Source organism: Enterovibrio paralichthyis, assembly GCF_019209835.1.
Taxonomy (GTDB): domain Bacteria; phylum Pseudomonadota; class Gammaproteobacteria; order Enterobacterales; family Vibrionaceae; genus Enterovibrio; species Enterovibrio paralichthyis.
Genome location: NZ_JAHUTS010000033.1, coordinates 1 through 12,431, shown reverse-complemented (window position 1 = coordinate 12,431; position 12,431 = coordinate 1). Strand labels below are relative to the sequence as shown.

The 12,431-nt window shown below is 51.0% G+C and carries 10 protein-coding genes and 2 tRNA genes; all 12 read left to right on the top strand.

The window, feature by feature from the left end:
• Positions 1–46 precede the first annotated feature (46 nt).
• The 12 genes from folP to pnp all read left to right on the top strand — a co-directional run bounded on the left by folP (position 47) and on the right by pnp (position 12,262).
• Positions 47–895: a dihydropteroate synthase gene (gene folP, locus KU854_RS22610; protein WP_218360543.1), complete on the top strand. Its 849-nt coding sequence runs from the start codon at positions 47–49 to the stop codon at positions 893–895.
• Positions 895–2,232, top strand: a complete 1,338-nt coding sequence (glmM, locus tag KU854_RS22605; protein ID WP_218360542.1) for a phosphoglucosamine mutase — start codon at positions 895–897, stop codon at positions 2,230–2,232. Before folP ends, glmM begins: the two co-directional genes overlap by 1 nt.
• A 207-nt stretch (positions 2,233–2,439) precedes the next feature.
• Positions 2,440–2,775 (top strand): preprotein translocase subunit SecG, encoded by a 336-nt coding sequence (gene secG, locus KU854_RS22600; RefSeq protein WP_218360541.1) that lies wholly within the window; start codon positions 2,440–2,442, stop codon positions 2,773–2,775.
• A gap of 7 nt (positions 2,776–2,782) precedes the next feature.
• Positions 2,783–2,869 (top strand) — tRNA-Leu (locus KU854_RS22595).
• A 76-nt stretch (positions 2,870–2,945) separates the two neighbouring features.
• Positions 2,946–3,022: transfer RNA gene (locus KU854_RS22590), tRNA-Met, on the top strand.
• Between the two features lie 169 nt (positions 3,023–3,191).
• Positions 3,192–3,647, top strand: coding sequence for a ribosome maturation factor RimP (gene rimP, locus KU854_RS22585; RefSeq protein ID WP_054780281.1), 456 nt, complete (start codon positions 3,192–3,194; stop codon positions 3,645–3,647).
• 21 nt (positions 3,648–3,668) lie between these two features.
• The gene (nusA, locus tag KU854_RS22580) at positions 3,669–5,156 is read left to right on the top strand and encodes a transcription termination factor NusA (RefSeq protein WP_054780282.1); all 1,488 of its coding nucleotides are present in this window, start codon (positions 3,669–3,671) and stop codon (positions 5,154–5,156) included.
• A gap of 21 nt (positions 5,157–5,177) precedes the next feature.
• Entirely contained in the window at positions 5,178–7,874 is a 2,697-nt protein-coding gene (gene infB, locus KU854_RS22575) for a translation initiation factor IF-2 (protein ID WP_218360540.1), read from the top strand.
• Positions 7,875–7,960: 86 nt separating this feature from the next.
• Entirely contained in the window at positions 7,961–8,353 is a 393-nt protein-coding gene (gene rbfA, locus KU854_RS22570) for a 30S ribosome-binding factor RbfA (RefSeq protein ID WP_054780283.1), read from the top strand.
• The gene (truB, locus tag KU854_RS22565; RefSeq protein WP_218360539.1) at positions 8,353–9,306 is read left to right on the top strand and encodes a tRNA pseudouridine(55) synthase TruB; all 954 of its coding nucleotides are present in this window, start codon (positions 8,353–8,355) and stop codon (positions 9,304–9,306) included. Before rbfA ends, truB begins: the two co-directional genes overlap by 1 nt.
• 127 nt (positions 9,307–9,433) lie before the next feature.
• Positions 9,434–9,703 (top strand): 30S ribosomal protein S15, encoded by a 270-nt coding sequence (gene rpsO, locus KU854_RS22560; protein ID WP_218360538.1) that lies wholly within the window; start codon positions 9,434–9,436, stop codon positions 9,701–9,703.
• A 429-nt stretch (positions 9,704–10,132) separates the two neighbouring features.
• On the top strand, positions 10,133–12,262 hold the full coding sequence (gene pnp / locus KU854_RS22555; RefSeq protein WP_218360537.1) for a polyribonucleotide nucleotidyltransferase: 2,130 nt from the start codon (positions 10,133–10,135) through the stop codon (positions 12,260–12,262).
• Positions 12,263–12,431: the final 169 nt, after the last annotated feature.

Below are 12,431 nucleotides of genomic sequence, written 5' to 3'. Positions count from 1 at the left end.
TTTTTCTTTTCCCACTAGAAATTTTTCTCGTCGAACAAAGCCTGCAATGAAACTCACCAGTCACGGAAAAACACTTGATCTCACTTCGCCTGTCGTTATGGGGATCCTTAACGTTACCCCGGATTCCTTCTCGGACGGCGGAAAGTTTAACCGGCTAGATGCAGCCCTCTACCACGCTGAAGCCATGCTAAAATCAGGAGCGACAATCCTTGATATCGGCGGCGAGTCCACACGCCCTGGTGCTCCTGATGTGTCAGAGTCTGAAGAGTTGGGCCGTGTCATTCCTGCCATTGAAGCCATCCGCACCCGATTCGACTGCTGGATATCGATTGATACCAGTAAAGCCGCGGTGATGCGCGAAGCCACCAAAGCCGGTGCCGATATCATCAATGATGTGCGCGCTTTGCAAGAGCCGGACGCACTCACAGAAGCGGCGGCTGCTGGCGTTCCTGTTTGTCTGATGCATATGCAGGGGCAACCGCGAACCATGCAGGTTAACCCTACTTACGATGACTTGTTTGGTGACATTTTTGGGTTCTTTGACGGTCGTATTGCAGCCTGTGAGGCGGTGGGGATCCCGAAAGACAACATTATTCTCGATCCAGGGTTTGGATTCGGTAAGACCCTGGAGCACAACTACCAGCTTCTCGGGAAGTTGGAGGACTTTCATCGATATGGTTTGCCTTTGTTGGCCGGAATGTCGAGAAAGTCGATGATTTTTAAACTGCTGGAAAAATCCCCGACCGATATTCTCGGGGGGAGTTTGGCTTGCGCTACTATCGCTGCGTTGAAAGGGGCACAAATCATCCGCGTCCACGATGTGGCTGAGACTTCTGATGTGGTCCATGTTGTAAAAGCAATGCATGACGCAGTGGGAATACTTGGAGAAAAATAATGACAGAACGTAAATACTTCGGCACCGACGGTGTTCGCGGTAAAGTTGGCCAGTTCCCAATTACGCCGGATTTTATCCTGAAGCTGGGCTGGGCGGCAGGTCGCGTATTGAGCCAGCAGGGTACGAAAAAAGTACTGATTGGCAAGGATACCCGTATCTCCGGTTACATGCTGGAATCTGCTCTTGAAGCCGGTCTTTCTGCTGCAGGTCTGCAAGCGGCCTTTACAGGTCCAATGCCAACACCGGCTATTGCGTACCTGACGCAAACCTTCCGTGCGGAAGCGGGTATTGTGATCTCTGCATCTCATAACCCTTACTACGACAACGGCATCAAGTTCTTCTCTTCTGAAGGTACCAAGCTGCCGGATGATATCGAGCTGGCAATTGAAGCTGAGCTGGATAAGCCCCTGACTTGTGTGGAATCGGCAGAGCTGGGTAAGGCGAAACGCATCGTTGATGCGGCTGGCCGTTACATTGAGTTCTGTAAGGGGACATTCCCTTCAGACATGAGCCTGAAAGGCATGAAGATTGTGATCGACTGTGCCCACGGCGCGACCTATCACATTGCACCATCGGTGTTCTCTGAATTGGGCGCGGATGTGATTGCCATGGGTATTGAGCCAAACGGTATCAATATCAACGATGAAGTCGGTGCCACGGACGTACGTGCTCTTCAAGCGCGCGTGTTGGCGGAAGGTGCAATGCTGGGTATCGCGTTTGACGGTGATGGTGACCGAATCATCATGGTTGACCACGAAGGCAACAAAGTTGATGGCGACCAGATTGCGTACATTATTGCCCGTGAATCATTGCGCCGCGGCGAGCTGAAAGGCGGTGTAGTGGGTACTTTGATGACCAATATGGGCATGGAAGTCGCACTGAAAAACCTCGGCATTCCATTTACCCGCGCCAAAGTGGGTGACCGCTATGTGATGGAAAAACTGTTGGAAAACGGTTGGAAAATTGGTGCGGAAAACTCAGGTCACGTGATCCTGTTGGACAAAGTGACGACAGGTGATGCGATTGTTGCTGCGCTTCAGGTGCTGGCAAGTGTGGTGGGCACAGGTATGTCACTGAAAGATTTGTGTGACGGCATGTCAATGTTCCCACAGGTACTGGAGAACGTCCGCTTCAGTGGCAACTCAGATCCGCTGGAGTCAGATGCTGTACTGGCGGCAAAAGCATCGGTTGAGGCGAAATTGGGTGAAACCGGTCGCGTTCTGCTGCGTAAGTCTGGCACTGAGCCACTGATCCGCGTCATGGTGGAAGGTGAAAACGCTGACGAAGTGCAAGCTTACGCGTTGGAAATTGCCGATGCAGTAAAAGCTAACTGCTGATATCGGTTTCATTAGGGATTGTCTGGGGCGGGAGTACCCGGTTGGTTACAAGATGTGCAAACAGAATGAAATGTCCTGTTTTTTTGCAATTTTCTCTTGTCTCACCAGCTGGCATTCGATAGTATTCTCCCGCTCCCAGTGAGGGAGTTGCGCTAGTGAACTTGAATTGGTCATCTGGCTCAACAATTTGGAACATAGGTGGAACCCATGTACGAAATTCTACTTGTGATTTATCTGTTGGCCGCACTTGCTGTTATTGGCCTGGTTCTGGTTCAGCAAGGTAAAGGCGCAGATATGGGAGCCTCATTTGGGGCTGGGGCATCAAACACAGTGTTTGGCTCTGGCGGCTCTGGAAACTTTCTGACCCGAATGACCGCGATTTTCGCGACAGTATTTTTTGTACTCAGCCTCGTTTTGGGCAATCTGACTGCAAAGCAGACCCAGGTGGGCGGTGAGTATGATGACTTGAGTGTGCCTGCTGTACAGCAACAAACTCAGTCAGGTGATGTGCCAGCTAGCACCAATAGCGACATCCCGAACTAAAAATTTCGCTGAGGTGGTGGAATTGGTAGACACGCTGTCTTGAGGGGGCAGTGCCTGTTAAGGCGTGCGGGTTCAAGTCCCGCTCTCAGCACCAATTTAAAAAATCCTGAATAAGGTCACAGCACTTGAATTTGTGCGTGAGGCGACGATATAATGTGCGCCGTTTCGGACGCGGGGTGGAGCAGCTTGGTAGCTCGTCGGGCTCATAACCCGAAGGTCGTCGGTTCAAATCCGGCCCCCGCAACCACTTTGAGGTGATTGTTTAGTGAGACCAAAACAGTCACTGGCTACGGGAAACTGTAGCATCAGGGTCCAGTTACATTAAACCCCGAAATTCGGGGTTTTTTGTTATCTAAAGATGACCATTCGCATGGATAACTGGGCTTTTAGGCCCTTTTTTTATTTCTGGGGTTTGTATGACCGGACTAGAGAAACAGCTTCTGGCCTTGCTGGAAGCGCCTGTAGAGGCATTGGATTACGAACTGGTCGGGCTCGAGTTTGTCCGCGCTGGGCAGCACTCCACCCTTCGTATCTATATCGATCACGAAAACGGCATCACGGTTGAAGACTGTGCAGAAGTGAGCCGTCAGGTCAGCGCGGTGATGGACGTTGAAGATCCAATCACTGTGGCTTACAACCTGGAAGTATCATCCCCAGGTTTGGATCGACCACTGTTTAACGCTGAGCATTATCAGCGCTTTATCGGCCATGAAGTCACGATTGTACTGAAAATGGCTATGCAGAACCGCCGTAAGTGGAAAGGTGAAATCCTTTCTGTTGAAGGCGAAACCGTCACCATCAACGTCGATGGCAACGAAGAAGCGTTCGCCCTGAGCAATATCGCCAAGGCTAACCTGGTTCCTTCATTTTAAGGTTAAATGAGGCATTAGTTCATGAACAAAGAAATCTTGGCTGTCGTAGAAGCGGTATCCAATGAAAAAGCGGTTCCTCGTGAGCGCATTTTTGAAGCGTTGGAAACAGCGCTGGCAACCGCGACTAAGAAAAAATACGAAGCAGACATCGACGTGCGCGTAGAAATTGACCGTAAAACCGGTGAATTTGATACTTTCCGTCGTTGGTTGGTGGTTGATGAAGTAACTCTTCCTACCCGTGAAATCACGCTGGAAGCGGCACAATACGAAGACGAAACCCTGGATCTGGGCGGTTTTGTTGAAGACCAAATCGAGTCAGTGACGTTTGACCGTATCACTACGCAAACTGCGAAGCAGGTTATCGTACAGAAAGTACGTGAAGCTGAACGTGCGCAAGTGGTTGAGCAGTTCATGGACAACGAAGGTGAGCTGATCACCGGTGTTGTTAAGAAAGTGAACCGCGATGTGGTTATCGTTGACCTGGGTAACAACGCCGAAGCGGCAATCCAGCGTGACGACCAACTGCCACGTGAAAACTTCCGTCCAGGCGACCGCGTACGTGGTTTGCTGTATGCTGTACGTCCAGAAGCGCGTGGCTTCCAACTGTTCATGACCCGCTCTAAGCCGGAAATGCTGATCGAACTGTTCCGCATTGAAGTGCCAGAAATCGGCGAAGAGATGATCGAAGTGATGGGCGCAGCCCGTGACCCAGGTTCTCGTGCAAAAATCGCTGTGAAAACCAACGACAAACGTATCGATCCTGTGGGCGCATGTGTAGGTATGCGTGGCGCACGTGTTCAGGCGGTTTCCGGTGAACTGGGCGGCGAGCGTATCGATATCGTTCTGTGGGATGATAACCCAGCACAATTCGTGATCAACGCGATGGCGCCAGCAGATGTTGCATCTATCATCGTTGACGAAGACGCGCATGCAATGGATATCGCTGTAGAGGCGGACAACCTGGCGCAAGCTATCGGTCGTAACGGTCAGAACGTACGTCTGGCATCTCAGCTGACTGGCTGGGAACTGAACGTGATGACTGTGGCGGATCTTCAGAAGAAACACCAAGAAGAAGCAGGCCAATCTATCGAGCTGTTCAGCAAGCACCTGGACATCGACGAAGACTTCGCAGCCATGCTGGTTGAAGAAGGCTTCACCACGCTGGAAGAAGTGGCTTACGTTCCTGCAGCAGAGCTGCTGGAAATCGACGGTCTGGATGAAGATACCGTTGAAGAATTGCGTAACCGCGCGAAAGAAGCATTGACGACTATCGCGCTGGCAAAAGAAGAAATCCTTGATGGTGCTGAACCTGCTGAAGACCTGCTGGGTCTGGAAGGTTTGGAGCGTGAAATGGCGTTCCGCCTGGCAGCGAAAGGCATCTGCACACTGGAAGATCTTGCTGATCAAGGTACAGACGATCTTCTGGATATCGAGGGAATGGATGAAGTTAAAGCGGGCGAGCTGATTATGGCTGCACGCAATATTTGCTGGTTCAGCGACGAAGCTTAAGCGCAGCAAAGGAGGAGCAGAATGTCAGAGGTTACAGTTAAAGCACTGGCGAGTGAGATTGATACGCCGGTAGAACGTTTGCTGAAGCAATTTCAAGATGCCGGCATTCAGAAATCGGCGGACGACCAAGTAAGCCAGGATGAGAAACAAACCTTGCTAACTCACCTAAAACGTGAGCACGGCGATGATGGTAGCGCTCCAACTCGACTGACGCTACAGCGCAAAAAACGCAGCACCCTGAGTGTTTCAGGGGCTGGCGGAAAGAGTAAGGATGTTCAGGTAGAAGTGCGCAAAAAGCGCACCTACGTCAAGCGCAGTGAACTGGAAGAACAACGTGTAGCGCAGGAAGCTGCACAACGCGAAGCTGAAGAAGCTGCCCAGCGCGAGGCTGAGGAAAAAGCCCGCCGCGAAGCAGAAGAAGCAGCGAAGCGAGAAGCCGAACAGAAAGCCAAGCGTGAAGCCGAAGAGAAGGCCAAGCGCGAAGCGGAAGAAAAGGCACGAATTGCGGCTGAAAAAGCAAAAGTTTCCAATGAGACAGCTGAGCAAAAAGCTGCTCGCGAAGCCGCTGAAGAGCAAGCAAAGAAAGAAGCTGATGAACTCAAGCGTCGCCAGGAAGAGGAAGCCAAGCGTAAAGCTGAAGAAGAAAGTCAGCGCCAGCTAGAAGAGGCACGCAAGATGGCAGAATTGAACGAAGAGCGCTGGAGTCAACAAGACACAGCGGTTGAGGTAATGGAAGCGGCAGATCACCACACCACTACCTCAAAATACGCACGTGAAGCTGAAGACGAAGCAGATCGCCGTCAAGAAGCTGCACCACGTCGTCGCAAGAAGAAAAAATCTGCACAAGAGAAAGAAGATCTGTCTTCTTCTCGTGCACGCGGTGGTAAGGGCGGCAAACTTAAAGGCCGTATGGCTAAGCCAACCTCTATGCAGCATGGTTTCCAAAAACCAGCGCAGAAAGTTACCCGTGACGTAGAAATCGGTGAAACCATCACTGTTGCAGAACTTGCAAACAAGATGGCAGTTAAAGCGACTGAAGTGATCAAGGCCATGATGAAGATGGGTGCAATGGCAACCATCAATCAGGTTATCGATCAGGAAACTGCTCAGCTGGTTGCGGAAGAAATGGGCCACAAAGTGGTTCTGCGCCGCGAAAACGAGCTGGAAGAAGCAGTACTGTCAGATCGTGACGGTGACGCGACGCGCGAACCTCGTGCGCCGGTTGTTACCATCATGGGTCACGTTGACCATGGTAAAACCTCACTGCTGGACTACATCCGTAAAGCGCACGTTGCATCGGGCGAAGCGGGTGGTATTACCCAGCACATCGGTGCTTACCACGTTGAAACTGACAACGGCATGATCACCTTCCTGGATACCCCAGGACACGCAGCGTTTACCTCAATGCGTGCACGTGGTGCGAAAGCAACTGACATCGTTGTTCTGGTTGTTGCTGCGGACGATGGCGTAATGCCACAAACTATCGAAGCTATCCAGCACGCAAAAGCGGCAGAAGTGCCATTGATCGTTGCTGTGAACAAGATCGATAAAGACACTGCGAACCCAGATCAGGTTAAGAACGAACTGGCTCAGTACAACGTTATCCCAGAAGAATGGGGTGGCGACACTATGTTCGTACACGTATCTGCAAAGCAAGGCATCAACATCGATGCGCTGCTGGAAGCTATCCTTCTGCAATCAGAAGTTCTTGAGCTGGAAGCGGTACGTGACGGTATGGCGAGCGGTGTGGTTATCGAATCACGTCTGGACAAAGGCCGTGGCCCAGTAGCGACTGTCCTGGTTCAGGAAGGTACGCTGCGTAAAGGCGACATCGTTCTGTGTGGTCTGGAATACGGCCGCGTTCGTGCAATGCGCGATGAGAACGGTCACGACGTTGAAGAAGCCGGTCCTTCTATCCCTGTGGAAATCCTGGGTCTGTCAGGTGTGCCACAAGCCGGTGACGAAGCGACAGTTGTACGTGACGAGCGTAAAGCACGTGAAGTAGCACTGTACCGTCAAGGCAAGTTCCGTGACGTGAAACTGGCTCGCCAGCAGAAAGCGAAACTGGAAAACATGTTCTCTAACATGGCTGAAGGTGAAGTATCTGAACTGAACATCGTACTGAAAGCTGACGTACAAGGTTCGGTTGAGGCAATCGCTGATTCACTGGTGAAACTGTCTACCGACGAAGTGAAGGTTAAGATTGTTGGCTCCGGTGTGGGCGCAATCACTGAAACTGACGCAGTACTGGCAGCAGCATCGAACGCGATTCTGGTTGGCTTTAACGTTCGTGCGGATGCATCTGCACGTAAGACAATTGAAGCAGAAAGCCTGGATCTGCGTTACTACTCAGTTATCTACGCCCTGATCGACGAAGTTAAACAAGCGATGAGCGGTATGCTGGCACCTGAATTCAAACAAGAAATCATGGGTCTGGCAGAAGTACGTGACGTGTTTAAGTCACCGAAACTGGGTGCGATTGCAGGCTGTATGGTAACCGACGGTTCCATCAAGCGTAACAACCCAATCCGCGTACTGCGCGATAACGTAGTTATCTACGAAGGTGAGCTTGAGTCACTGCGTCGCTTTAAAGACGACGTACAAGAAGTGACCAAAGGTTACGAGTGTGGTATCGGCGTTAAGAACTACAACGACGTACGTGTTGGCGACCAGATCGAAGTCTTCGAAGTGGTTGAAGTTAAACGTACTATCGAATAATAAACCGACTGTAACAGGTTGTTTATAAACACCATGGGGGGAAGTGCTTTGCGCTTTCCCCCCATTTCTTATGAGAGAAGAGCGTTATGGCAAAAGAATTCAGCCGTACTCAACGCGTGTCGAATCAACTGCAAAAAGAAATTGCACTGATCCTGCAGCGCGAAATTAAAGATCCACGCATTGGTATGGTTACCGTATCTGGTGTGGAAGTATCCCGTGACATGGCTTACGCCAAAGTGTACGTGACTTTCCTGACGATGGGTGAGCAAACCCCAGAAGGTGGTCTGGAAGCACTGCACGAAGCGACAGGCTATATCCGCAGCCTGCTGGGCAAAGCTATCCGTCTGCGTGTAACACCTGAAATCACCTTCTTCTTTGACCAGTCACTGACTGAAGGTATGCGTATCTCCAACCTGGTTTCACAAGCGGTGAAATCAGACGAAGAGCGCCGTGTTGATGAAGATGGAGAGCAAGAGTAATGGGTCGCCGTCCACGTCGTCGCGGACGTCCTGTCGACGGGATTATCCTGCTGGATAAACCGACCGGCATTACGTCTAACTCTGCACTGCAGAAAGTAAAGAATATCTTTTTCGCAGAAAAAGCGGGCCACACTGGCGCGCTGGATCCACTGGCAACCGGCATGCTGCCGATCTGTTTCGGTGAAGCGACGAAGTTTTCCCAGTTCCTGCTGGATTCAGACAAACGCTACCGCGTGATTGCAAAACTTGGCGAGCGCACCAACACTTCAGACTCTGACGGTGAAGTGGTGGAAACTCGCGAAGTGAAAGTGAGCCTTGGCGATCTGGAGCGCAGCATTGCGTCGTTCCGCGGTGACACCATGCAGGTGCCATCGATGTTCTCTGCGCTGAAACATGAAGGCAAGCCGCTATACGAATACGCACGTGCAGGCATCGAAGTGCCTCGTGAAGCGCGTAAGATTACTGTGTACGAAATCACCCTGCAGCGCTTTGAAGGGCACGAAGTGGAGATGGAAGTACACTGTTCTAAAGGTACTTACATCCGCACTATCGTTGACGATCTGGGCGAGATGCTGGGCTGTGGCGCGCACGTAACCATGCTTCGTCGTACCGGTGTTTCCAAGTACCCGTACGAACGTATGGTGACCCTGGAGCAACTGGAAGCGCTGCTGGAGCAAGCGCGTGAGCAGGATATCCAGCCACGTGAACTGCTTGATCCGCTGCTGTTGCCTCTGGACTCTGCGGTTCAGGATCTGCGTGAAGTGAACCTTATCCCGGCAGTGGCAAGTTACGCGCTGCAAGGTCAGGCGGTAAACATCCCTAACGCACCGGCGGAAGGAGAGGTGGTTCGTATGACTGTGGGTGAAGAGCGCACTTTCATTGGTGTGGGTGAAACCGACGCAGAAGGCATGCTTAAGCCACGCCGTCTGGTACGTACACACGATCAGCAATAATTCGCGGACAGGTTTCTACAGTGATTGCTTTGTTTTAGGAATCGCTGTAGAATTCGCCGCCTCGGGTGTCGGCTGAATCAGAGATTGGCTGACACAAATTAAAACCTTTTACATTTAGGAAAAGACTATGTCTCTGAATGCAGAAACTAAAGCAGCAATCGTTGCTGAATACGCACAAGGCACCAACGACACTGGTTCTCCAGAAGTACAAGTAGCTCTGCTGACTGCTTCTATCAACCACCTGCAAGGCCACTTCGCTGAGCACAAAGGTGACCACCACAGCCGTCGCGGTCTGCTGCGCATGGTTTCTCGTCGTCGTAAGCTTCTGGACTACCTGAAGCGTAAAAACGCTGACCGTTACCTGGAGCTGATCAAGCGTCTGGGTCTGCGTCGCTAATAAGCCTTTGGCTTTTAAGCATCGCATTGTGAAAAGGAGCCTGAAGGCTCCTTTTCTCGTTTTAGTTCAAATCCCACCCCTGCTATCCACTACGCTTACCCCTTTGCTTACCCCTTTGACTGCATGACGCTTCAACCATGCGCCGGTTTGAAATCAACACGGACTTTTACTGCCGGTTGTCGTCAGGCTTGCGATGGGGATATACCAATTAAAGCGGCTGAATTTGCGCTTAAACGAGTATTTTGCGGTAATTTGAGTATATAATACTGGCGCTTTTATCAGTCACACAGTCAACGAAGTCGACCATCAGGTCGCGACTATTGAGAGAGTGTTCCTGTCCTGAATTCTCTGTCATTAGTCGCGATTGGTGAGGTTGCTAAAAGCTTTGTAAATAAGCGCAAAATAGCGCATAACAACAAGGAATTTCTCGTGAATCCAATCGTAAAAACATTCCAGTACGGTAACCACACCGTGACACTGGAAACTGGCGTAATGGCTCGCCAGGCGACTGCTGCCGTTATGGTGAGCATGGACGATACTTCTGTATTCGTATCTGTTGTTGGTAAGAAAGAAGCGGTTGAAGGCCAGGATTTCTTCCCACTGACAGTGAACTACCAAGAGCGTACTTACGCGGCAGGTAAAATCCCAGGTGGTTTCTTCAAGCGTGAAGGTCGTCCTTCTGAGAGCGAAACCCTGACTGCACGTCTGATCGACCGTCCAATCCGCCCACTGTTCCCTGACCACTTCAAAAACGAAGTTCAGGTGATTGCGACTGTTGTTTCTGTAAACCCGAACGTTAGCCCAGACATCGTTACCATGATTGGTACCTCTGCAGCGCTGGCAATTTCAGGTATTCCATTCAACGGCCCAATCGGTGCAGCGCGCGTTGGTTTCATCAACGACGAGCTGGTACTGAACCCAAGCGTGAAAGAGCTGGAAACCAGCCGTCTGGATCTGGTTGTTGCTGGTACTGAAGGCGCAGTTCTGATGGTTGAATCAGAAGCGGACCGTCTGTCTGAAGAACAAATGCTGCAAGCGGTTGTGTTCGGTCACGACCAACAGCAAGTTGTTATCAACGCGATTAAAGAATTCGCAGCAGAAGTTGCAACCCCAGCATGGGATTGGTCTGCACCGGCAGTGGACACCGACCTGAAAGCGCGTGTTGCTGAACTGGCGGAAGCACAATTCGTTGAGGCGTACCAAATCACTGAGAAAATGGCGCGTTATGACCGCGTTGGCGAGATCAAGGCATCTGTAACTGCTCAACTGCTTGAGCAAGACGAGACCCTGGACGCGCGTGAAATCCAAGGCATGCTGTACAGCCTGGAGAAAAACGTTGTTCGTAGCCGCATCATCGCGGGCGAGCCACGTATCGATGGCCGCGAGAAAGACATGGTTCGTGCGCTGGACGTACGTACCGGTGTTCTGCCACGTACCCACGGTTCTTCTCTGTTCACCCGTGGTGAAACTCAGGCGCTGGTTACTGCGACTTTGGGCACCCAGCGTGATGCGCAAATCATCGATTCAATTACCGGTGAAACAACAGATAACTTCCTGTTCCACTATAACTTCCCTCCATACTGTGTGGGTGAGACTGGCTTTGTTGGTTCGCCTAAGCGTCGTGAAATCGGCCACGGTAAACTGGCGAAGCGTGGTATTGCAGCAGTAATGCCATCTCAGGAAGAATTCCCATACACCGTACGTGTTGTATCTGAAATCACCGAATCTAACGGTTCTTCTTCAATGGCTTCAGTGTGTGGTTCGTCGCTGGCGCTGATGGACGCAGGCGTGCCAATCAAGAAATCTGTTGCGGGTATCGCGATGGGTCTGGTGAAAGAAGGCGACGACTTTGTTGTTCTGTCTGACATCCTGGGTGACGAAGACCACCTGGGCGACATGGACTTTAAAGTTGCGGGTACTGACGATGGTGTAACTGCACTGCAGATGGACATCAAGATCGAAGGTATTACTAAAGAGATCATGCAAATTGCTCTGAACCAAGCGAAAGGTGCGCGTCTGCACATCCTGAGCGTGATGGATCAGGCGATCTCTTCTGCACGTGACGATATCTCTGAATTCGCACCACGCATTCACACCATCAAGATCAACCCAGAGAAGATCAAAGATGTTATCGGTAAGGGCGGTGCAGTTATCCGTGCGCTGACTGAAGAAACCGAAACTACTATCGAAATCGAAGACGACGGTACTGTGAAAATTGCAGCAACCGACGGCGACAAAGCGAAAGCGGCAATCGCACGTATCGAAGCACTGACTGCAGAAGTAGAAGTGGGTCGTATCTACACCGGTAAAGTGACCCGTATCGTAGACTTCGGTTGCTTCGTGTCTGTGATCGGCACCAAAGAAGGCCTGGTACACATTTCTCAGGTTGCTGATAAGCGCATTGAGAAAGTGTCTGACTACGTGGAAATGGGTCAGGAAGTTCAGGTTAAGGTTCTGGAAATCGACCGTCAGGGTCGTATCCGCCTGTCAATGAAAGAAGCGGTAGAGCAAGCAGCTGACGCTTCAGAAGCTGACGCACAACCAGAAGCTGACGCATAACGGTTTACGCTGCAGCGTTAAACACGATATAAAAAGGGGGCTATGCCCTAATGCCGATCAGTTAAGAGATAAATGATCGGTTGAACGATCCAACAGATGGCTTATAAAGGCTCTAAGTCCCCATACTTAGAGCCTTTTATTTTGCAATTGACCACAGCCCTTACCCTCG

What these genes read in the sequence shown, in the direction of transcription:
- folP (WP_218360543.1), top strand. Translation starts at nt 47, where the DNA reads ATGAAACTCACCAGTCACGGAAAAACACTTGATCTCACTTCGCCTGTC.
- glmM (WP_218360542.1), top strand. Translation starts at nt 895, where the DNA reads ATGACAGAACGTAAATACTTCGGCACCGACGGTGTTCGCGGTAAAGTT.
- secG (WP_218360541.1), top strand. Translation starts at nt 2,440, where the DNA reads ATGTACGAAATTCTACTTGTGATTTATCTGTTGGCCGCACTTGCTGTT.
- rimP (WP_054780281.1), top strand. Translation starts at nt 3,192, where the DNA reads ATGACCGGACTAGAGAAACAGCTTCTGGCCTTGCTGGAAGCGCCTGTA.
- nusA (WP_054780282.1), top strand. Translation starts at nt 3,669, where the DNA reads ATGAACAAAGAAATCTTGGCTGTCGTAGAAGCGGTATCCAATGAAAAA.
- infB (WP_218360540.1), top strand. Translation starts at nt 5,178, where the DNA reads ATGTCAGAGGTTACAGTTAAAGCACTGGCGAGTGAGATTGATACGCCG.
- rbfA (WP_054780283.1), top strand. Translation starts at nt 7,961, where the DNA reads ATGGCAAAAGAATTCAGCCGTACTCAACGCGTGTCGAATCAACTGCAA.
- truB (WP_218360539.1), top strand. Translation starts at nt 8,353, where the DNA reads ATGGGTCGCCGTCCACGTCGTCGCGGACGTCCTGTCGACGGGATTATC.
- rpsO (WP_218360538.1), top strand. Translation starts at nt 9,434, where the DNA reads ATGTCTCTGAATGCAGAAACTAAAGCAGCAATCGTTGCTGAATACGCA.